Source organism: Pseudomonas sp. RA_5y_Pfl1_P24 (assembly GCF_963970945.1).
GTDB classification, from domain to species: Bacteria; Pseudomonadota; Gammaproteobacteria; order Pseudomonadales; family Pseudomonadaceae; genus Aquipseudomonas; species Aquipseudomonas tritici.
The window spans coordinates 202,738-222,634 of sequence record NZ_CAXAOJ010000003.1 but is presented as its reverse complement, the minus strand read 5'-3'; the positions used below and the strand labels follow the sequence as shown (position 1 = coordinate 222,634).

The 19,897-nt window shown below is 60.5% G+C and carries 17 protein-coding genes, 1 pseudogene and 1 riboswitch; of the genes and pseudogenes, 9 read left to right on the top strand and 9 right to left on the bottom strand.

The annotated features are described in order from the left end of the window. The first annotated feature begins 44 nt into the window (after positions 1 to 44). Genes AACY30_RS05695 through AACY30_RS05685 form a run of 3 tightly spaced genes read left to right on the top strand, consistent with a single transcriptional unit; the run spans position 45 to position 1,156 of the window. A complete protein-coding gene (locus AACY30_RS05695) occupies positions 45 to 227 on the top strand; it encodes a CPXCG motif-containing cysteine-rich protein (protein WP_339468496.1) in 183 nt (60 codons plus the stop codon). Positions 228 to 238: 11 nt separating this feature from the next. Further along, positions 239 to 499, top strand: a complete 261-nt coding sequence (locus AACY30_RS05690; protein WP_003171843.1) for a putative signal transducing protein — start codon at positions 239 to 241, stop codon at positions 497 to 499. A 36-nt stretch (positions 500 to 535) separates the two neighbouring features. Next, positions 536 to 1,156 carry an SOS response-associated peptidase gene (locus AACY30_RS05685; RefSeq protein WP_339468498.1) on the top strand — a complete coding sequence of 207 codons (621 nt, stop codon included), beginning with the start codon at positions 536 to 538 and terminating at the stop codon, positions 1,154 to 1,156. Positions 1,157 to 1,215: 59 nt separating this feature from the next. Here the strand turns inward: AACY30_RS05685 and AACY30_RS27345 are convergent, their stop codons facing one another. Continuing rightward, on the bottom strand, positions 1,216 to 1,959 hold the full coding sequence (locus tag AACY30_RS27345) for a methyl-accepting chemotaxis protein (protein ID WP_445261418.1): 744 nt from the start codon (positions 1,957 to 1,959) through the stop codon (positions 1,216 to 1,218). A gap of 114 nt (positions 1,960 to 2,073) precedes the next feature. Next, positions 2,074 to 2,274 (bottom strand): annotated as a pseudogene (locus AACY30_RS27340) (HAMP domain-containing protein); the annotation flags it as partial. A 1,322-nt stretch (positions 2,275 to 3,596) separates the two neighbouring features. Here AACY30_RS27340 and AACY30_RS05675 point away from each other — a divergent pair. Beyond that, positions 3,597 to 4,415, top strand: a complete 819-nt coding sequence (locus AACY30_RS05675) for a M48 family metallopeptidase (protein ID WP_339468501.1) — start codon at positions 3,597 to 3,599, stop codon at positions 4,413 to 4,415. Positions 4,416 to 4,490: 75 nt separating this feature from the next. On the opposite strand, the gene AACY30_RS05670 is transcribed toward AACY30_RS05675, so the two are convergent. From AACY30_RS05670 to AACY30_RS05660, 3 genes are all read right to left on the bottom strand, one after another. Beyond that, positions 4,491 to 5,075 (bottom strand): TMEM165/GDT1 family protein, encoded by a 585-nt coding sequence (locus tag AACY30_RS05670; RefSeq protein WP_339468672.1) that lies wholly within the window; start codon positions 5,073 to 5,075, stop codon positions 4,491 to 4,493. 88 nt (positions 5,076 to 5,163) lie between these two features. Continuing rightward, positions 5,164 to 5,285: riboswitch (yybP-ykoY riboswitch) on the bottom strand. A 51-nt stretch (positions 5,286 to 5,336) separates the two neighbouring features. After that, a complete protein-coding gene (locus AACY30_RS05665; RefSeq protein ID WP_339468502.1) occupies positions 5,337 to 6,335 on the bottom strand; it encodes a class I SAM-dependent methyltransferase in 999 nt (332 codons plus the stop codon). 30 nt (positions 6,336 to 6,365) lie between these two features. Further along, positions 6,366 to 7,331, bottom strand: coding sequence for a 2-hydroxyacid dehydrogenase (locus tag AACY30_RS05660; protein WP_339468503.1), 966 nt, complete (start codon positions 7,329 to 7,331; stop codon positions 6,366 to 6,368). 84 nt (positions 7,332 to 7,415) lie between these two features. On the opposite strand from AACY30_RS05660, the gene AACY30_RS05655 reads away from it, so the two are divergent. The 5 genes from AACY30_RS05655 (at position 7,416) to AACY30_RS05635 (ending at position 16,407) form a co-directional block, all read left to right on the top strand. Then, positions 7,416 to 8,048 carry a LysE family translocator gene (locus tag AACY30_RS05655; RefSeq protein WP_339468504.1) on the top strand — a complete coding sequence of 211 codons (633 nt, stop codon included), beginning with the start codon at positions 7,416 to 7,418 and terminating at the stop codon, positions 8,046 to 8,048. Between the two features lie 175 nt (positions 8,049 to 8,223). Beyond that, entirely contained in the window at positions 8,224 to 9,906 is a 1,683-nt protein-coding gene (locus AACY30_RS05650) for a fatty acid--CoA ligase (protein WP_339417557.1), read from the top strand. A 331-nt stretch (positions 9,907 to 10,237) separates the two neighbouring features. Further along, positions 10,238 to 12,097: a DUF1302 domain-containing protein gene (locus AACY30_RS05645; protein ID WP_339539987.1), complete on the top strand. Its 1,860-nt coding sequence runs from the start codon at positions 10,238 to 10,240 to the stop codon at positions 12,095 to 12,097. Positions 12,098 to 12,126: 29 nt separating this feature from the next. Beyond that, on the top strand, positions 12,127 to 13,491 hold the full coding sequence (locus tag AACY30_RS05640) for a DUF1329 domain-containing protein (protein WP_339417560.1): 1,365 nt from the start codon (positions 12,127 to 12,129) through the stop codon (positions 13,489 to 13,491). A 186-nt stretch (positions 13,492 to 13,677) separates the two neighbouring features. Next, the gene (locus AACY30_RS05635) at positions 13,678 to 16,407 is read left to right on the top strand and encodes a LuxR C-terminal-related transcriptional regulator (RefSeq protein WP_339539986.1); all 2,730 of its coding nucleotides are present in this window, start codon (positions 13,678 to 13,680) and stop codon (positions 16,405 to 16,407) included. A gap of 12 nt (positions 16,408 to 16,419) precedes the next feature. On the opposite strand, the gene AACY30_RS05630 is transcribed toward AACY30_RS05635, so the two are convergent. From AACY30_RS05630 to AACY30_RS05615, 4 genes are read right to left on the bottom strand one after another with little or no spacing between them, the layout of a single operon-like run. After that, positions 16,420 to 16,980, bottom strand: coding sequence for a PqiC family protein (locus AACY30_RS05630; protein ID WP_339468508.1), 561 nt, complete (start codon positions 16,978 to 16,980; stop codon positions 16,420 to 16,422). Positions 16,981 to 16,997: 17 nt separating this feature from the next. Beyond that, positions 16,998 to 18,653 (bottom strand): PqiB family protein, encoded by a 1,656-nt coding sequence (locus AACY30_RS05625; protein ID WP_339539985.1) that lies wholly within the window; start codon positions 18,651 to 18,653, stop codon positions 16,998 to 17,000. Continuing rightward, on the bottom strand, positions 18,634 to 19,278 hold the full coding sequence (locus AACY30_RS05620) for a paraquat-inducible protein A (RefSeq protein ID WP_339468511.1): 645 nt from the start codon (positions 19,276 to 19,278) through the stop codon (positions 18,634 to 18,636). Before AACY30_RS05620 ends, AACY30_RS05625 begins: the two co-directional genes overlap by 20 nt. After that, entirely contained in the window at positions 19,275 to 19,865 is a 591-nt protein-coding gene (locus AACY30_RS05615) for a paraquat-inducible protein A (RefSeq protein ID WP_012722281.1), read from the bottom strand. The genes AACY30_RS05620 and AACY30_RS05615 overlap by 4 nt, the downstream gene beginning before the upstream one ends. Between the last annotated feature and the right edge of the window lie 32 nt (positions 19,866 to 19,897).

Below are 19,897 nucleotides of genomic sequence, written 5' to 3'. Positions count from 1 at the left end.
AAATAGACCGGCGATTATACGCACAAGTCACCTTGGAGGCTGCGATGCTGGAAACTGCGACGTACGATTGTCCTTATTGTGGTGAAGAGGTCGAGACAACGGTGGATTTGTCCGGCGGCGATCAGACGTATATAGAAGACTGTCAGGTGTGTTGCCGGCCAATCAGTTTCAATCTACAGGTGCATGGTGGCGAGTGGATGCTCGAAACCCGTAGCGAAAACGAATGACAGGTACGCCCATGCAGCGAATCTACGAACCGGAAAACCTGATGGAAGGCGAGTTGCTGCAACAGATGCTCGCCAGTGAAGGTATCGAGGCCCACTTGGTGGGCCGGCATTTGCTCGGCGGCACTGGCGAACTGCCCATCTTCGGTCTGCTGGGCCTGGAGGTGGACAACGACCGGGCCGTTGACGCGCGTGAGCTGATCACCGCCTACATCGGCGCGCAACCCCTGCCGGGTGACGAACCTGACAGCTTCCCCGACGTGCTGGTCTGTTAGGCTGTCGGTCGGTTTACCCAAGAGTCATGTTGCCCCATGTGTGGACGTTATGCCCTGTTTCGCTGGAACCCCGCTTTTGCTGCCTTGCCGGGTTTCCCGGCCGACCAGCAGGCCCAGTGGAACATCTCCCCGAACGATTCGGTGCTGATCCAGCGCACCGCCGAAGGCCAGCTCACCCTGGCGCGGGCCCGCTGGGGCCTGACACCGCCCTGGCTGACCGACCTTTCGCGCACGCCGGCCCATGCCCGCGCCGAAACCCTGGCCGAACAACCGATGTTTCGCGAAGCGTTCCGCCTGCGCCGTTGCCTGCTGCCGGCCAATGGGTTCTACGAATGGCGCGGCACCCAGCGCAAGCGTCCGTACTGGCTGACGCCAGGAGAGGGTTCCACCTTGTTTTTTGCCGCGATCTGGGAAGCGTATCCGGTACAGGAACAGGTGTGGCTGAGCACCGCGGTGGTGACCCAGGCTGCGCAGAGCCAGCGTCGGCCGCTGATCCTGGATGCGGCGGGGCAGGCGGCCTGGCTCAATCCCGAAACACCGCTGCCGGTGTTGCAGGCTTTACTGGCCAGTGAGCCCACCGCGTTGCGCGAGCGGGTGTTGGCCAACATGGTCAATGATCCGAAGCTCAATGGGCCGGAGTGCTTGACCCCGGCTTGAGCCTATTGGCTATCTGTTGCCTTCACTGGTCTCTTCGCGAGCAAGCCTGCCGCAAATCCCTAAACCTTGAACTGATTGATCAAGCGCCGCTGCTGCTCCGCCAGCTTGGTCAAATCCGCACTGGCCGCGCTGGATTCATCCGCGCCGCCCGCCACTTCATTGGCCACCTGGCCGATGTTGATCACGTTACGATTGATGTCCTCTGCCACTGCGCTCTGCTCTTCGGCCGCACTGGCGATCTGGGTGTTCATGTCGTTGATCACCGACACCGCCTGGGTGATGGTTTCCAGCGCTTCGCCCGCCTTCGCCGCGTGTTGCACGCTTTCATCGGTGCGGCTTTGGCTGTCCTCCATCACCCGTACCACGTCCCGCGTGCCTTGTTGCAACTGCTGGATCATGGTCTGGATTTCTTCAGTGGCTTTTTGAGTCTTCTGCGCCAAGTTGCGCACTTCGTCAGCGACTACGGCGAAACCTCGGCCTTGCTCGCCAGCACGTGCCGCCTCGATTGCAGCATTGAGCGCCAGCAGGTTGGTCTGCTCGGCGATACCGCGAATCGCGGTGAGGATGGCGTTGATGTTCTCGCTGTCCTTGGCCAGGGTTTGCACCACGCCCACTGCCTTGCCAATTTCTGCGGCCAGCGCGCCAATCGAGATCGACGTGTCGCGCACAATGCGCATGCCCTGGCTCGCGGCCTGATCGGCATGGCTGGCGGCTTGCGCGGCCTGGGTGGCATTGCGCGCAACGTCTTGCGCAGTGGCAGTCATCTCATGCACGGCGGTGGCCACCTGGTCGATTTCCACCATTTGTTTATGCACGCCCTGGTTGGTGCGAATCGCAATGTCAGCGGTGTGCTCCGACGAGTCACTGACCTTCTGCACTGAACTCACCACCTGGGTGATCATGCCTTGCAGCTTGATCAGGAAGGTGTTGAAGCCGTTGGCGATCGCGCCCAGTTCATCGGCGCGATCGCTGGTCAGGCGCCGCGTCAGGTCGCCTTCGCCCTGGGCGATGTCATTGAGCATGGCCACCATCTGCTTGAGGGGGCGGGCGATGCCGTGGCCCACCAACCAGATCACCAGCAAGCCGGCACCGGCGATCAATAGGCCGGCAATGGTCATGCCGAAGATATCGGTCTCGCGCTGGGCTTCCAGGTCGCTTTGCAATTTCTGCGAGTCGGCCATCACTGCGCCCAGTGGCAACTGCATCATCAAGGTCCAGCGCGCGTCGGTCTGGCCGATGCTGAAGGGCAGGAACAGCTCGATATGCCCGTGTTCCCGGTCGATGTCGTAGCGTACTTCACCGGCTTTGAGTTGGCCGAGGTTGGCCAGTTCGTTGCCGTCGAGCAGGTCGCTGGCTTTTTCACCGAGTTTGCTGGCGTCCTTGGTATAGGCCACAAGGCGTCCGTTACTGGAGATCAGTGCCAGTTCACCGGCACCGTCGTAGAGTTTCTGATCGGCGCTGGTGAGCATGTCCTGGATGAAATTGACTGAGAGATCGGCACCGACGATGCCCTGGAAGCTGCCGTCGATCAGGATCGGCTCGATAAAAGAAGCCAGCATCACCATCGCATTGCCCACCTTGTAAGGGGCCGGGTCGATGGCGCAGGCTTTTTTGCTTTCCCTGGAGCACAGGTAGTACTCGCTGGCACGTACCCCGGTGGAGAGGATTTTCTGGTCGGCCACGTCAGCGAGTTTATCCAGCCCCAGGCTGCCATCCGCGTTGCGGTACCACCACGGCAGGAAACGTCCGTCTGCGCCCATACCGAGAATGGGGCTGTTCACGTAGGCCGTGTCGTTGTGATCAATGGCATTGGGCTCCCAGCCAATATAGGCACCGAGGATCTTCGGGTTGCGCACCACGGTTTCATGCAGCAGGTTGATCAATTGTTCGCGGCCGACCTGCAGGGCAGGTTCGCCCTTGGTGTCTTTCATGCCGAGCAGGGCGTTGGCGGTGGCCAGGCTCTTGGCGGTCACCAGCGGGGCTTCAAGCTCACGCTGGATCAACGTGGCCTGGGTGTGCGCCAGGGCGGTGAGGCGTTGCTCGACGATCTGTTCGAACTGAGCCTGGGTGCGCTCCTGCACCATCGCCTGGGTTCGTGCGCCGGCAAACAAGGCGTAAAGCACCAGCACTGCGACCACACTCAGGACAATAGCGCCAGCCAGTGCCGCGACAGAAAATTGAATCGACTTGAATTTCATGAAAACTCCGGGCACTGAGGGGAGGGACCGCCTTTTTGTATCGGCCACGGCCGCGGTGGGCATGAGCATTTTTCCGACAAAAATGTCAGGGGTGTCGCGAATGGAATGCCCGCCGCCGTTGATGGGATAGGTGAGATGTATCCGAAAATCGTTAGTTACACGTCTGGTGTATCTGGCGCAGATACAAATGTGCGCCTACGATACGCGCCATGTTTCAGGGCGTATTTTCAGGGAGAGTGTTCATGAAGAAGTCATTGGTGATAAGTGGTTTGGTTGCAGCGATGCTGCTGGCCGGGTGTCAGTCGGTCAATACCACCAGCGGCGGCGCCGTTGGGGTGGAGCGCAAGCAGTACATGTTCAGCATGCTGTCGAGCCAGGAAGTCGACCAGATGTATGCCCAGTCCTACCAGCAGACGTTGGGCGAAGCCAGCAGCAAAGGCCAGTTGGACAAGACCAGTGCCAACGCCAAGCGCGTGCAGGCCATTGCCAAGCGTTTGATCGCCCAGGCGCCGACCTTCCGCCCCGATGCTGCGCAGTGGCAGTGGGAAGTGAATCTGATCAAGAGCGACGAGATGAACGCCAACTGTGGGCCTGGCGGCAAGATCTTCGTGTACAGCGGGTTGATCGATAACCTCAAGCTCACGGATGACGAACTGGCCGCCGTCATGGGCCATGAAATCGCCCACGCCTTGCGTGAGCATGGCCGCGAAGCCATGTCCAAGGCCTACGGGATCGAGATTGCCAAGCAGGGCGCCGGTGCGTTGTTCGGTCTCGGCCAGGACAGCCTGGCACTGGCCGACACGGTAGCCAACTACGGCATGACCTTACCCAACAGCCGCAGCAATGAAAACGAAGCGGACTTGATCGGCCTGGAACTGTCGGCCCGCGCCGGCTACAACCCGAACGCGGCCATCACGCTGTGGAACAAAATGGCCAAGGCCTCGGAAGGCGCACCGCCGGAGTTCATGAGTACTCACCCGGCTTCCGACAGCCGGATTGCCTCGTTGCAGGCGGCGATTCCGAAGGTGATGCCGCTTTACCAGCAGGCCAGGAAGTCTTAGGGTTTTAGCGGCAAGCTTCAAGCTGCAAGAAAAGGTACTGCTACCGTCTTGCAGCTTGCAGCTTGCAGCTTGTAGTCAGACCCATCCGCTGCTTTGCATGGCCTTGTACACTGCCACGATAGCCAGGATGAAAAACGCCGTAGCTGCTAACCGGCGAATCAAGGTCAACGGCAGTTTCTCCGCCGCAAAATTACCCGCCAATACCACCGGCACGTTGGCAATCAGCATGCCCACGGTCGTCCCGATAATCACCAGCCAGAGTTCCGGATACTGCGCCGCCAGCATGACCGTGGCGATCTGCGTCTTGTCTCCGATCTCGGCGAGGAAGAACGCAATCAGCGTGGTCAGGAACGGCCCGAATTTGCGCGTGGTGCTGGCTTCGTCATCGTCGAGTTTGTCCGGCACCAGGGTCCACAGGGCCGTGGCGCAGAAGCTTGCCGCCAGGATCCAGTGCAATACCGCGTCCGAGAAGAAACTCCCGAACCAGGCGCCAACGGCACCGGCGGCCGCGTGGTTGGCCAGGGTCGCGGCAACGATGCCGGCGATGATCGGCCAGGGCTTGCGAAAGCGAGCAGCAAGGATGAGCGCGAGCAGTTGCGTCTTGTCGCCGATTTCGGCCAAGGCAACGATTGCAGTAGGAACGAGTAATGAATCCAGCATCAGGTAGGTTTCCAGGGGCGGGTCGACACGGCTATGACACGTACAGCCTTCCCGCCCCGGGTAAGGTGTGCGTGTCATAGGTCTTGTCAAACCCCGGTCCGTCTGTGCGGACTCCTGGGTCGCATACGCCATGGTCTGTTGACCAAGTATGTTGACGTATGCCGGACGAGCGTGGCGCTCGTGGGAGACTACTCCCCTAGGACGGAGCGGATTCTGCCTAGGCAAAATCCATTCGGCAAGTCTTCTTTTTCCAAACGCCCGTCAGCCGCGCTTGGCACGGTAGATGCGAAAACCATTACCTTCGGCCTTGACCGCACAGATACCCAAGTGCTCTTCAATCAAGGGTTGGTACTTGAGGAAGCTGTTCGCGACTACGCGCAGTTCGCCGCCTTTTGCCAGATGTTTGCCGGCTTTTCGCAGCAGGTTCTCTGTGGCGAAGTAATCGGTGTGCACCCCGACATGGAACGGCGGGTTGGTCAGGATCGCGTTCAAGCCCATCGGCGCTGCGTCAATGCCATCACCGGTCAGCACCTCGGCTTCCAGGCCATTGGCGGCCAGGGTCAGACGACTGCTGGCGGCGGCAAACGCATCCACGTCGAGCATCGTTACGGTGTTGTGCGGGTAGCGGCGTTTTACCGCAGCACCCAGCACACCGGCACCGCAACCGAAGTCCAGCAGATGGCCGCTCGGCAGTTTATCCAGGTGCTCCAGCAACAGCTCGGTGCCGCGATCCAGGCGACCATGGCTGAACACACCGGGCAAGCTCACCACCTTGAGTGGCCCTTCAGCCAAAGGCACGTCGAACACCTGAGCCAGGCTCTCCAGCTCGACCGCTTGTGGGGCATTGGCCACGGTGACTTGCCACAGTTGGCAATGCCGCGCGTTGTCGAGCTTGCGCGGTTTGCCAAAGGGAATCATCTGCTTGGCGGCGCTTTCGATACCGCCTTTTTTCTCCCCCACCAGATACACCTCGGCGCCGGGCAGGCGCGCGGCCACGGCGTTAAGCAGGTAGTCGGTGAGGTCCTTTGACTTGGGCAGGAAGATCACCGCCGCGTCGAATTCGCGCTCAGGCACATTCACGCCAAATTGGCAGCGCTCGGGGAAGCGTGCGTCCAGCGCCGCTTGGTCGCCGGCATGCCAGCACCAGCCGTGCGCGTTGGGCAGGCGACCGAGCAGGTCGTCGGCGGGCAAACCTACCAACAGCAGGTTGCCTTGAAAAAGTTCGGCCTGACGAAGCAGTACTTCACTGCGCGGATCCATGGTCTGCTCCTCGAAAAGGGGCGCAGTTTATCAACTCACGACGCGCAGCGGGGCGCCGCTGAAAAAGCCCCGGGCGTTTTCCGCCAACTGGCCGACAATGCGCTGGCGCGCCTCGCGACTGCCCCAGGCATTGTGCGGGGTCACGATCAGCCGGGGAATATCGCCGGCCAGCAGCGGGTTGCCGTTCACCGGCGGCTCTACGCTCAGCACATCGGTCGCCGCGCCGCCCAGGTGGCCGTTACGTAACGCATCGGCCAAGGCTTGCTCGTTGATCAAGCCACCGCGCGCGGTGTTGACCACAAACGCGCCGGGCTTGAGCAGCGCCAGCTCGCGGGCGCCGATAACGTCACGGGTGTGGTCGTTGAGGGGGCAGTGCAAGGTGAGCGCGTCAACCTGCGCCAACAGCTCATCCAGGGGGACGCGATCAGCGCGGGCCGGGCGGCCCGGAATGGCTCCCAGTAACACGCGCATGCCAAAGGCTTCAGCCAGGCGCGCGACCGCGCTGCCCAATTCACCGTGACCGAGCAAGCCAAGGGTTTTACCTTCCAGCTCGACAATCGGATGGTCCAGCAGGCAGAACTGTTTGGCTTGCTGCCACTGACCGGCGCCCACATCCCGTTGATAATCCTTCAAGCGCGTCGCCAGGTTGAGCAACAGCATGATCGTGTGCTGCGCCACGGACGGCGTGCCGTAGCCCTGGCAGTTGCTCACGGTAATGCCATGCGCGCGGGCGGCCTCGAGGTCGACGTTATTGGTGCCGGTGGCGGACACCAGGATCAGCTTGAGCGCCGGGCAGGCCGCCAGGGTTTCGCTGTTGAGGGCGATCTTGTTACTGATCGCAACCTGAGCGCCTTGCAGGTGTTCGATCACGTTCAGCGGCGTGGTGTCGCTGAACAAGTGCAGGTCGCTGAAGCTGTTGCGCAGTTCGCTGAGGTCGAGGTCCCCCAAGTCAAGGGACGGGTGATCAAGGAAGACGGCGCGGCGATTGTTCGTCATCAACTGTACCTTTTGCGACAGGGTTTGAAGGCGTAATCTGCCGAGACTATCAGATGAAATAATCCGTTACTTAATGGAGTGAGTATGTACGCCACCGAGTTTTTAACCGTAGCGCTGATTCACTTATTGGCGGTGGCTAGCCCCGGCCCGGATTTCGCGGTGGTGGTGCGTGAGAGCGTGACCCACGGCCGTCGCGCCGGGACCTGGACTGCGCTGGGCGTGGGGTCGGCTATTTTCCTGCATGTGGGTTATTCGTTGCTCGGTATCGGCTTGATCGTGTCCCAATCCATCGTGCTGTTCAACGCGCTGAAATGGGCCGCGGCCGCCTACTTGCTGTACATCGGCTTCAAGGCCTTGCGCGCGCAGCCAGCCAAGCCCGCGGCCGAGGGTGAATTGCATCGCGAAGCGGGCGAACGCACGCCCCGTGGCGCGTTTACCGCAGGTTTTGTGACCAATGGCTTGAACCCCAAGGCCACGTTGTTCTTCTTATCGTTGTTCACCGTGGTGATCAACCCGCACACGCCACTGGCGGTCCAGGCCGGTTACGGCGTGTACCTGGCGGTGGCCACGGCGCTGTGGTTCTGCCTGGTGGCGATGTTGTTCAGCCAGCAGCGGGTGCGTGCAGGTTTTGCGCGGATGGGGCATTGGTTTGATCGGACCATGGGTGCGGTGTTGATTGCGATTGGGGTGAAGCTGGCGTTTACCAGCATGAAGTAAACGACATTCTCGAGTGAGCACCGCCACATTGGATCTTAGTAAGGCTTCAGTGCTGGCGCAAAGCTAGCATTCATTGGGCGCTGCAAATCATTCCTTTGGCTGATTTGGCTGAAACATAAGGTCTCTAAAGTGCAGGTCTTCAAGCCAAGACCGTACAGTCATAAAAGGGATTCGTATGTTGCAGACCCGTGTCATTCCGCCCGCCGAAGGTGCGTACCAATACCCGCTGCTGATCAAGCGCCTGCTGATGTCCGGGACCCGCTACGAAAAAACCCGGGAAATCGTCTACCGCGATAAATTGCGCTACACCTATCCAACCCTGATCGAGCGGGTCGCGCGCCTGGCCAATGTGCTGACAGAAGCCGGGGTCAAGGCCGGTGACACGGTGGCGGTGATGGACTGGGACAGCCATCGCTACCTGGAATGCATGTTCGCCATTCCGATGATTGGTGCGGTGATCCACACCATCAACGTGCGCCTGTCGCCGGAGCAGATCCTCTACACCATGAACCACGCCGAGGACCGCTTTGTATTGGTCAACAGCGAGTTCGTGGGGCTTTACCAGGCCATTGCCGGGCAACTCACTACCGTCGACAAGACGTTGCTGCTCACCGATGGCGAGGCCAAGACCGCCGAGCTGCCAGACCTGGTGGGCGAGTACGAAACCCTGCTCGCCGCCGCCAGCCCGAAGTACGACTTCCAGGACTTCGACGAACACTCCGTCGCCACCACCTTCTACACCACCGGTACCACCGGCAATCCCAAGGGCGTGTATTTCACCCATCGCCAACTGGTGCTGCACACCATCGGCGTGGCCACCATCATGGGCAGCGTCGACAGCGTGCGGCTATTGGGCACGAATGATGTGTACATGCCGATCACGCCGATGTTCCACGTACACGCCTGGGGCCTGCCGTATGTGGCGACCATGCTTGGCCTGAAGCAGGTCTACCCCGGCCGCTACGAACCGGAATACCTGGTGGAGCTGTGGCGCAAGGAAAAGGTCACTTTCTCCCATTGCGTGCCGACCATCCTGCAAATGGTGCTCAATGCCAAAGCCGCCCAGGACGTGGATTTTGGCGGTTGGAAAATCGTCATTGGCGGCAGCGCGCTCAACCGCACTTTGTATGAAGCGTCCAAGGCCCGTGGCATTCAACTGACCGCCGCCTATGGCATGTCCGAGACCGGGCCGCTGGTGTCCTGCGCGCACCTCAACGAAGAGCTGATGGCGGGCACCGAGGATGAGCGCACCACCTATCGCATCAAGGCCGGCGTGCCCGGGCCGTTGGTGGAAGCCGCGATCATCGACGGCGACGGCCATTTCCTGCCCGCCGACGGCGAGTCCCAGGGCGAACTGGTATTGCGTGCACCGTGGCTGACCGAAGGTTATTACAACGAGCCGCAGAAAGGCGCCGAGCTGTGGGCGGGCGGTTGGATGCACACCGGCGACGTGGCGACGCTTGACGCCTTTGGCGTGATCGATATCCGCGACCGCATCAAGGATGTGATCAAGACCGGCGGCGAGTGGATCTCTTCTCTGGCCCTCGAAGACCTGGTCAGCCGTCACCCTGCGGTACGCGAAGTAGCGGTGGTGGGCATCGCCGATCCGCAATGGGGGGAGCGTCCGTTTGCGTTGTTGGTGGTGCATGATGGCCATGTGATAGGGGCCCGCGAGCTCAAGGAACACCTCAAGCCGTTCGTGGAGTTGGGCCACTTGAGTAAGTGGGCGATCCCAAGCCAGATCGCTGTTGTTACTGAAATTCCCAAGACCAGCGTCGGCAAGCTCGACAAAAAACGTATCCGCATTGACATCATCGAATGGCAGGCCAACAACAGCACGTTCCTGTCCACCCTCTGAAGCCCCTCGCCGTGCCCGTCCGGGCACGGCAATGCTCTATCTGGCGCCTTTACTTGTGATTTGCCAATTTTCAGCCATCCTTCCTGCGTCGGCCTTCGCCGACATGGCGAAAGGGTCGTGGCAGACGGGTTGGTGATGCAAATCACACTTTAGAGGGATCAAGCACTACCCCCTGCTGGCTATAGTCCCTCCCAGAGTTTTTCAAGGATGCGGTGCTTCGGACCATGGAGGTTCAGTTGCAGTCCGGCATTGGAATCGTTGTATTCCGGCCGTTACAAGCATCAAAGAACGAACTCACTGCCATAACAATAATGCACATGGAGTAGCGTCGATGACCTCAGTAAACCAGTTCTGGCGCCGGGCAAAACTGCCCCTGGCCGTCAGTCTCGCCTCTACGCTCGCCGGGCCCGCATTCGGCGTCAGTTTCAACATCGGTGAAATCGAAGGGAGTTTTGACTCGTCTCTTTCCGTGGGTGCGAGCTGGTCGACAGCCAAGCCCAATCAGGATCTGATCGGCGTCAACAATGGTGGCAATGGTCTGTCCCAGACGTCCGATGACGGCCACCTGAACTTCAAGCGTGGTGAGACGTTCTCGAAAATCTTCAAGGGCATCCATGATCTGGAGCTGAAATACGGCGACACCGGCGTATTTGTGCGTGGCAAGTACTGGTATGACTTCGAACTCCAGGACGAGAGCCGCGAGTTCAAGGACATCAGCAACAGCAACCGCAAAGAGGGCGCCAAGTCCTCGGGCGGGCAAATTCTCGATGCGTTCATCTACCACAACTACAGCATTGCCGATCAGCCGGGTAACGTGCGATTCGGTAAGCAGGTAGTGAGCTGGGGTGAAAGTACCTTCATCGGCGGCGGCATCAACTCCATCAACCCGATCGACGTGTCTGCGTTTCGTCGTCCGGGGGCTGAAATCAAGGAGGGCTTGATTCCGGTCAACATGTTCTATGTGTCGCAGACGCTGACCGATAACTTGTCGGCGGAAGCGTTCTACCAGTTGGAGTGGGACCAGACGGTTACCGATAACTGCGGTACGTTCTTCTCGCAGCCGGACGTCATCTCTGATGGGTGCGACAACAACCTCCGGGTCTTGAACAAGCGCTCTCGCATCTCGCCTCTTGCTTATCCAACCCTCAATACGTTGGGTGTTGATGTGAACGAAGAGGGTGTGCTGGTGCGCCGTGGCCCTGACCGTGATGCTCGGGACAGCGGCCAGTTTGGTGTTGCCATGCACTACAACTTCGAGCCGTTGGACACCGAGTTCGGCGCTTACTTCATGAACTATCACAGCCGTGCGCCGATTTTCAGTGCACAAGGTGCGCCAGCGTCAGCGTACAACCGTCCTCTGGGTGGGCTGGCGGCGCTACGCCCGGTGATTGTGGCGGGTAGCTCCAACTACTTCGTCGAATACCCAGAAGACATCCGTCTTTACGGCTTGAGCTTTTCCACCACGCTGCCTACCGGTACTGCATGGAGCGGTGAGTTGAGCTACCGGCCAAATGCACCGGTGCAACTGAGCACCACCGACATACTCTATGCGGGCGTCACGCCTATTATCGGCTTTGGCAACGCTTCGGTGCTCAAAGGCTCGCCTGGTCAAGACCTGCATGGTTACAACCGCAAGGAAGTCACGCAGTTCCAGACCACATTCACGCACTTCTTTGATCAAGTGATGGGCGCCAGCCGCTTGACCACGGTGGGTGAGATTGGGGTGACTCATGTAGGCGGCCTGGAGAGCAAATCAGAGGCCCGTTATGGCCGCGACCCGGTATTTGGTCCAGGTACATTGCCCGGTGGTTTCTGCAATACGCTTAATAACTCGACCGCCGTGGGTGCCGGCCTGGGTAATGCTAATGGGCTGAATACCAACTGCAATAACGATGGTTTTACCACGGCCACTTCCTGGGGCTATCGCGCTCGGGCTATCTGGGAATACCCGGATGCCTTCGCGGGTGTGAACCTCAAGCCGAACGTGGCCTGGTCTCATGACGTCAAGGGTTATTCCCCTGGCCCAGGCGCTAACTTCGAAGAAGGTCGCAAAGCCGTCAGCCTCGGCCTGGACGCCGAATACCAGAACACCTACACCGCCAGCCTGAACTACACCAACTTCTTCGGCGGCGATTTCAGCACAGTGAATGATCGCGACTTTGTCGCTTTGAGCTTCGGCGCGAACTTCTAAGCACACTGTATTTTCAGGAAGACCAGAACATGAAAATAACCAAAAGTCTGTTGCACGTAGGTGTGCTTGGGCTGTCGATCCTGGCGAGCAACGTCATGGCGGCAGTCTCGGCGGATGAAGCCGCGAAGCTGGGCACGAGTCTTACCCCGATGGGCGCTGAAATGGCCGGTAACGCCGCAGGCACCATTCCTAAATGGTCGCCGCTGCCAACCAACGCTGGCGCTGTCGACGCCCGCGGATTCCTGGCCAACCCTTACGCCAGTGAACAGCCGCAATTCACTATCACCGCGCAAAATGTCGAGCAGTACAAAGACAAGCTGGCGCCGGGGCAGTACGCGATGTTCAAGCGTTACCCGGACACCTTCAAGATGCCGGTCTACCCAACCCATCGCGGCGCTACGGTGCCAGCGGATGTGTTCGCGGCCATCAAGAAGAACGCCACCACCACTAACCTGGTATCTGGCGGTAACGGCCTGGAAAATTTCGAAACCGCCGTGCCGTTCCCTATTCCGAAAAGCGGCGTGGAGGTGATCTGGAACCACATCACTCGCTATCGCGGGGGCAGCGTGACCCGCTTGGTAACCCAGGCTACGCCGCAAACCAACGGCTCTTTCAGCCTGGTGTATTTCAAAGACCAGTTCGTGTTCCGCGACAAAATGAAAGACTTCGACCCGAAAAATCCGGGCAACGTGCTGTTCTACTTCAAGCAGCAAGTGACCGCGCCGGCCCGTCTGGCCGGTGGTGTGCTGCTGGTGCACGAAACCCTGGACCAAGTGAAGGAGCCACGTTCGGCGTGGGTCTACAACGCCGGCCAACGCCGTGTGCGCCGGGCACCGCAAGTGTCCTATGACGGTCCGGGTACCGCGGCCGATGGCCTGCGTACCTCCGATAACCTCGACATGTACAACGGCGCACCGGACCGCTACGACTGGAAGCTGGAAGGCAAGAAAGAAATCTACATCGCCTCCAACAGCTACAAGATCGACGATCCGAAGCTCAAGTATGCAGACATCATCAAGGCCGGCCACATCAACCAGGACCTGGCTCGCTACGAGCTGCGCCGCGTCTGGCATGTAGTCGCCACCTTGAAAGAAGGTCAGCGCCACATCTACGCCAAGCGTGATTTCTTCATCGACGAAGACACCTGGCAAGCAGCCGTCATCGACCACTACGATGGCCGTGGCCAACTGTGGCGCGTGGCTGAAGCGCATGCCGAGAACTACTACGACAAGCAAGTGCCGTGGTACGCCCTGGAAACCCTCTACGACCTGCAGTCCGGCCGCTACCTTGCACTGGGCATGAAGAACGAAGAGAAGCAGGCGTATGACTTCGGCTTCACCGCCACCACCAGCGACTTCACCCCAGCGGCGCTGCGCCAGGACGGCGTGCGCTAAGCTGAGTTAACCGAGGCAGCCTCCTTGGAAAGAAGCCCCGACCCGTTCGGGGCTTTTTTGTATGGCGAATTTTTTTGTCGCAGTTCTTTTCAGGCAAATGTTGCAAAGATCTACAAACCTGCTGCTTTTACCGCTAGTCTGCGGACATCTGCAATGCCGACAACAGCCTTCTACAAGAGCCCGGCGATGACTGATCTGTCCCGAATCCAAGGGCCTGCCAGTGCGGTAATCCCCACCCTGGAGGGTCGCTTCTACAGGCCACCGCTGCCTGACGGCTATGTGCTGCGTCCGTGCCTGTGCGAACGCCTGAGTGCTGGCCTGGAAGGGCGGCTGCTGCTGGTGAGTGCACCCGCAGGGTTCGGCAAGAGTTCGTTGGCGGTGGAGTTCTGCCAGAGCCTGCCGGCCCATTGGCAAAGCCTGTGGCTGGGCCTGAGCCCACGGGATAACGACCCCGGCCGTTTCCTTGAGCGCCTGCTCGAGGGGCTGCAGCAATTTTTCCCGCAACTCGGCGCCCAATCCCTGGGGCTGCTGAAAATGCGCCAGCGTCACCAACCCTTTGCCTTTGAAGAATGGCTGGACGGCCTGCTCGATGAGCTGACCGTGCACCTGTCCCCGCGCGCGCCGTTGTTATTGGTACTGGATGACTACCATCTGGCCCAGGGGCCCGTGCTCGACCGTTGCCTGCAGTTTTTCCTCAACCATTTGCCCGATGGCCTGGTCGTGCTGGTCACCAGCCGTCAGCGCCCGGACTGGCATCTGGCGCGGCTGCGTTTATCGCGCCACCTGCTGGAGTTGCACGAACAGGATTTGCGCCTGACGCACAGCGAATCCCTGGCGGTGCTGGATCGCCACAGCAGTTCCTTGCGCGGCGAAGCCCTCGACAACCTGATCCGCCGCAGCGAAGGCTGGGTTGCCGGGCTGCGCTTCTGGTTGCTCGCCGCTTCCGAGGCCGGCAACGACGGTGCATTGCCGCAGAGCTTGCATGGCGGCGAAGGGCTGATCCGTGATTACCTGCTGGAAGAGGTGATCGACTGCCTCCCGGCCGAGGTACAGGCGTTTTTGTACGACACTGCCCCTCAGGATCGGTTTTGCAGCGAACTCTGCGACGCGGTGCGCGAAGCCCATGACAGCGCTGAAATCCTGCGTTACCTGCAAGCCCACCAAGTGTTCCTGGTGCCCCTGGACGAGCAGGGCCACTGGTACCGTTATCACCATTTGTTTTCAGACCTGCTGCGCACCCGCCGTGCCAGCAGCAATGTGCTGCCGCCGGCCAGCCTGCACCTACGCGCGTGCCGCTGGTTCAATGCCCAGGGCTTGATCGATGAGGCAGTGGAGCAAGCGTTGCGCGCCGGCCATCTGGATGTCGCCGCCAACCTGGTTCAGAACCTGTCCGAAGAGCAACTGCTGGCCGAGCAGAATGTGGGCATGCTGCTGCGTTGGAAAATGGACTTGCCCGACAGCTTGCTGATCAGCACGCCGCGCCTGATCGTGCTCTACAGCTGGGCCTTGGGCCTGGCCTGCCAGTTGGATGCGGCGGAAGAATTATCCAGCTACCTCAGCCGCTTCCTGCCAGCACCGTCGGCCACCGCACAAAAATCGATGCTGGCACAGTGGCTGGCGCTGAGCGGGATCATCGCCCGGGGCCGTGGTGATCGCGAGCTGACCCAGCGCTATTGCAGCGAGGCGCTGGAAAGCCTGCCGCAACGGCGTTACGGCCAGCGGTTGATGTGTCTGTCGACCCTTTCCAACCTGGCCATTGTCGATGCCGACCTGTGGCGTGCGCGTGGCTTGAATCGCGAATCCCTGGAGTTGGCGCAGCGCGTCGGCAACCCATTGTTCGAGGCCCTGGCCCATTACGATCGTGCGCGGGTGTTGCAGGCCCGCGGTGAAATCCTGCGCTCCCTGGATGAAGTGCATCAGGGCCTGCAACGCCTGCAGGGCTTAGCGCCGCAGCGGTTGTACGCGGTGCGCGCGCGGTTGTCACTCTACGAAGGTTTTTTGCTGCTGGTGCGGCTACAACCCGAAGCCGGACTCGCCCGCTTGCGCGCCGGGCTCGTCGAAGCCCGTGCCTGCCGCGACATCAGTGTGTTGATCGGGCATTGCGTGATCGCCAATTTCGAAGGCCGCCGTGGTGACTTCGCCAAAGCCTTTGCCGAACTCGCCGAGGCCGAGCGCCTGATGCATATCTGGGACGTGCCGCCGATCTACTACCTGGCAATGATCACCCTGATTAAATGCGAGCTGTGGCTGGCCCAGGGCCGCACCGATTTGGCCGACGCCTGGCTGATGCGCCTGGGGCAAACCTACAACGGCGAGCAGGCCGCCGCCGCGCCGGAATTTCACCCACACCTGCCACAACATATCGAGCTTCAACAAGCGGCGCTGGATGCCACTCGCCATCAACCCGTTGCGGCATTGCAGCGGCTTGAAGCGTTGGCGCAGCAGGCGCACAACAGCGGCCGCCAGATGATTGCACTGATGGCGCTGACGCAGCAGGCCCAGTTGCTCTTGGAAAGTGGCCAGGAAGCCAAGGCTCGCGCGGTTCTGGTCCAGGCCCTTGAGGCCGGCGCCGGAGGGGCATTGCAACCTTTCCAGCGGTTGCTGGAAAGGCACCCTGGCTGGATGCGCGAGCAACTGGGCAAGGATGCGCTGGGGCCGCTGAACCAGAGTTTGCTGGTGCGTCTACCGACGATCGTGACACCTGAGATAGCGCCGGCTCACGAAACCTTGAGCGCGCGTGAGTTGGCGGTGCTGAAACTAATTGCCCAAGGCTGCTCGAATCAGGAAATCAGTAACCAGCTGTTCATCTCACTGCACACCGTGAAGACCCACGCCAGCCACATCAACAGCAAGTTGGGGGTGGAGCGGCGGACCCAGGCGGTGGCCCGTGCCAAGGCAATGGGCCTGCTGGCGTAGACCCTCCGACGGCTATGGCGCGCTTGGGCACTGGTTGGACGACCTGTCGACTGCCTGAAGAATCTGCGCCGCGAAGCGTTTGAGATTGTTCTGGTGGGCGAGCACCAGGTCGTCAATGCTCGCGCCGGCCGGCGACTGCAAAGTGGTGCGGCAGGTCAGTGGCGCGCGATCACTGCCGCTGGCTGACCGCAGACGCCATTTGACGTCGAGCAGTGCGTACTGGCCGGGCACGGAGTCAAAGCGCTGCACCTCAAGGCGCAACAGCATGGGTTGCCGAGGGTTGCTGTTAGCCAATTGATCCACCAGCGCGCTCCTCAACTCATCCACCAAGCTGGCAGCCCACCACTGGGTGTCCAGGATCGCCACGCCACTGTTGCCTTGGCGAATCACTATCTGCGGACGGTCGACTTGTGGCGGCACACTGATACTTTCGATTTTTATCCCACCCGCGGCGGCCCCGGTGGTATTGCTCCACTGCGCCGGGGTCAGGGTATGAAAGGTGATCGGTGTACTGCTGCATGCCCCCAGCGCGAGCAATGCGCTGAGCAGGGTGATTTTCAACGTTAACGTCATGGCGCTTGCTCCACGGTTCATTTGCGCGGCGGTCCTTGCAGGTCCAACGGGGCGGCGTTGTCGGGGCGGCCGCGAATCAGTGATTCCGGGTGTCGGCCCAGGTAGTCCGACAGCTCGCGCAAGGAACGCGACATGCGACCCAGTTCATCCAGGGTCTGGGTCAGTTGCTCACGTTGCGGTGAGTCTTCGGCCAGGGTCGAGTTGGCCGATTGCAACGTCTTGCTCACGTCAGCCAGGGTGTTCTGGACGCTGGGCAAGGTCTTGGCGTTGAACTGGGTCAGTCCTTTGCGCAATTCCACGAGGTTGCTGTCGACGTTGCCGGCGATACGTTCGATCGGCAACTGGTTGATTTTGTTGACGATGTTTTCGAGTTTTTCCTGCAACTGTTCCAGGTTGCCAGGAATCGTGGGAATGCTGACCGGACGGGCTTTGGGATCAAACGCCACCTTCTCGGCTTTCGGGTAGAAGTCCAGGGCGATATACAACTGGCCGGTCAGCAAATTGCCGCTGCGCGCCTGGGCCCTCAGGCCGTTTTCGATAAACGAACCGATCAGGCGCACACCGGCGGCTTCGTCATTGGGGTCATGGTTCATCGTCTTGAGCAACTTGGTATGGGCCTGACCGAGCAATTGCGGGTAGATCACGATGCCGACGTTGAGCGGAAAGCTGCGCTTCTTCGCGTCGAAATCCAGGTTGATCGACACCACCTTGCCAAACTCGACGCCTAGGAATTCCACCGGTGCGCCGATCTTGAGCCCGCGCAGCGCCTGGTCGAAGCGCAGGCTCATGTATTGCCCCTGGCCATTGGGCGGGGCGAGGGCGGCGAACTGATCGTCGAACAGTTCAAACGTGCGCTCTTCACCGGCCGGCTTGTCATTGGGGCTGTAAGGCGGTGCCAGGAAAGCGATACCGCCGACCAGCATGGACGACAGTGATTCGGTTTTCAGCGCGAAGCCATTGGCGCCCACACTCAGGTCAATGCCGCTGGCGTTCCAGAACCGCGTATTTTCGGTGACGTAGACATCGTTGGGCGCGTGCACGAACACCTCTATATCGACGCCCTTGCCTTCGGCATCCAGCTTGTACGCCACGACCTGGCCGACCTCGATTTTGCGGTAATACACCGGCGAGCCGATATCCAGCGAACCCAGGTTCTGCGTGTGCAGGGTGAAGCGCTTGCCCGGTTCGCCGTAAGTGATGGGCGGCGGGTTTTCCAGGCCGGTGAACTGTTTGGCGCGGGTGTCGGACTGGCCAATGTCGGCGCCGATGTAGTCGCCGGAGAGCAGGGTGTCGATGCCGGACACGCCGCCGGCGCCGATGCGCGGGCGTACCACCCAGAACTGCGAGTCGGCGCGGGTAAAACTGTCGGCCTGCTTGGCCAGCTTTACGGTGGCGTTGACGCTTTTCTGGTCGTCACTCAAGGCCACTTCGGTCACTTGGCCGATCACCACGTTGCGGTATTTGACCTCGGTTTTATTCGCGGTCAGGCCACTGCCGGTCTTGAAGTTAAGGATGATAGTCGGGCCTTGCTGGAGCACGCTGTGAATCACCAGTGAAATCCCCACTAACACCGCAACGATCGGTACGATCCAAACCAGCGAAACGCTGAAACGCCGAGTCTTGACGGCCGGCGAGCCAGGGGATTGCGGGGTTTCAGCGATGGGGGACGTCATCCGGGGTATCCTTGGTGTGTGGGGTTTCCCAGATCAGCCTCGGGTCGAAGCTCATGGCGGCCAGCATGGTAAACACCACCACCAGGCCGAAAAACAGAATGCCCAGGCGTGGCTCGATGGTGCCCAGGGCCTGGAACTTGACGAGCGCGGCCACCAGCGCAACCACGATCACGTCGAGCATGGACCAGTAGCCGATCAGTTCGACAAACCGAAACAGCTTCGAACGTTCCTTGCGCGCCCAGCGGCTGTTGCGCTGCACGGTAACCAGCAGCAGCGTCAATGACGCAAACTTGATGCCGGGCACCGCGATGCTGGCGATGAAAATAATCAGCGCAATGTCCCACGCACCATGCTGCCAGAACTCCAGCACGCCGCTCATGATAGTGCTGTCCGCGCCTGAACCGAGCATGGTGGTGTTCATCACAGGCAGCAGGTTGGCCGGTACATAAAACACCAGCGCCGTCAGCATATAGGCCCAGGTACGGGTCAGCGAGTTGACTTTGCGCCGGTGCAGGGGGGCGTCACAGCGCTGGCATTCCGGCGCGCCGGTGCTGATGTCGGCAGACAGGCCGCAACTGTGGCACAGGCACAGGTTAAGCTCGCTGGCAGTCGGTGGCGGGTTCATACGGCGTCCCACAGATCGCGCACGTCACGACCGGCAATGCGGATCAGCAACAGGCTCAGCGCCGCCAGGGCAAATAGCCCAGTGCCGGGGATCACATCCAGCATACCGGCCAGCTTGAACACGGCCACCATCGCACCGAGCAGGCACACTTCCAGCATGCTCCAGGGTCTGAGCGCTTCCAGCCAGCGCATGCATAGCTTGAAGGCGGGCGAACGTCTGCCCGAGAGGGCGAAACTCAGCACCCAGGTCAGCAGCAATAGCTGAAACACCGGTGCGATGATGATGGAAATAGCGGCCACCAAGGCGATAAAGGTAATCGGCCCCAGGCTCAGCGCAACCACTGAATCCCACAGGGTGGCGCTGTTTTTCAGGCCTTGCAGGCTGATGCTCATCACCGGATAGAAATTGGCGAAAGTCCATAACACGGCGGCGGTCAGGGTCAGGGCGAGACGTTGTTGTACTGACAGACCGTTGTAACGCTGGAGTACGCCCGCGCAGCGCACACAATGGGCTTTTTGATGTTTGGCGAGCGTGACTTTTTCGTACACACAGTCGCAGTGCTCGCAGATGATCAGCTGATTCGCCATGGGGCTCGCTCCAGCGCGGCGCGGTTGCGGTC

Excerpts from the sequence above, each read along its gene's own strand:
- AACY30_RS05675 (WP_339468501.1), top strand. The coding sequence starts at position 3,597 with ATGAAGAAGTCATTGGTGATAAGTGGTTTGGTTGCAGCGATGCTGCTG.
- AACY30_RS05685 (WP_339468498.1), top strand. The coding sequence starts at position 536 with ATGTGTGGACGTTATGCCCTGTTTCGCTGGAACCCCGCTTTTGCTGCC.
- AACY30_RS05690 (WP_003171843.1), top strand. The coding sequence starts at position 239 with ATGCAGCGAATCTACGAACCGGAAAACCTGATGGAAGGCGAGTTGCTG.
- AACY30_RS27345 (WP_445261418.1), bottom strand. The coding sequence starts at position 1,959 with ATGGTGGAAATCGACCAGGTGGCCACCGCCGTGCATGAGATGACTGCC.
- AACY30_RS05695 (WP_339468496.1), top strand. The coding sequence starts at position 45 with ATGCTGGAAACTGCGACGTACGATTGTCCTTATTGTGGTGAAGAGGTC.
- AACY30_RS05645 (WP_339539987.1), top strand. The coding sequence starts at position 10,238 with ATGACCTCAGTAAACCAGTTCTGGCGCCGGGCAAAACTGCCCCTGGCC.
- AACY30_RS05635 (WP_339539986.1), top strand. The coding sequence starts at position 13,678 with ATGACTGATCTGTCCCGAATCCAAGGGCCTGCCAGTGCGGTAATCCCC.
- AACY30_RS05670 (WP_339468672.1), bottom strand. The coding sequence starts at position 5,075 with ATGCTGGATTCATTACTCGTTCCTACTGCAATCGTTGCCTTGGCCGAA.
- AACY30_RS05615 (WP_012722281.1), bottom strand. The coding sequence starts at position 19,865 with ATGGCGAATCAGCTGATCATCTGCGAGCACTGCGACTGTGTGTACGAA.
- AACY30_RS05665 (WP_339468502.1), bottom strand. The coding sequence starts at position 6,335 with ATGGATCCGCGCAGTGAAGTACTGCTTCGTCAGGCCGAACTTTTTCAA.
- AACY30_RS05625 (WP_339539985.1), bottom strand. The coding sequence starts at position 18,653 with ATGACGTCCCCCATCGCTGAAACCCCGCAATCCCCTGGCTCGCCGGCC.
- AACY30_RS05655 (WP_339468504.1), top strand. The coding sequence starts at position 7,416 with ATGTACGCCACCGAGTTTTTAACCGTAGCGCTGATTCACTTATTGGCG.
- AACY30_RS05660 (WP_339468503.1), bottom strand. The coding sequence starts at position 7,331 with ATGACGAACAATCGCCGCGCCGTCTTCCTTGATCACCCGTCCCTTGAC.
- AACY30_RS05650 (WP_339417557.1), top strand. The coding sequence starts at position 8,224 with ATGTTGCAGACCCGTGTCATTCCGCCCGCCGAAGGTGCGTACCAATAC.
- AACY30_RS05620 (WP_339468511.1), bottom strand. The coding sequence starts at position 19,278 with ATGAACCCGCCACCGACTGCCAGCGAGCTTAACCTGTGCCTGTGCCAC.
- AACY30_RS05640 (WP_339417560.1), top strand. The coding sequence starts at position 12,127 with ATGAAAATAACCAAAAGTCTGTTGCACGTAGGTGTGCTTGGGCTGTCG.
- AACY30_RS05630 (WP_339468508.1), bottom strand. The coding sequence starts at position 16,980 with ATGACGTTAACGTTGAAAATCACCCTGCTCAGCGCATTGCTCGCGCTG.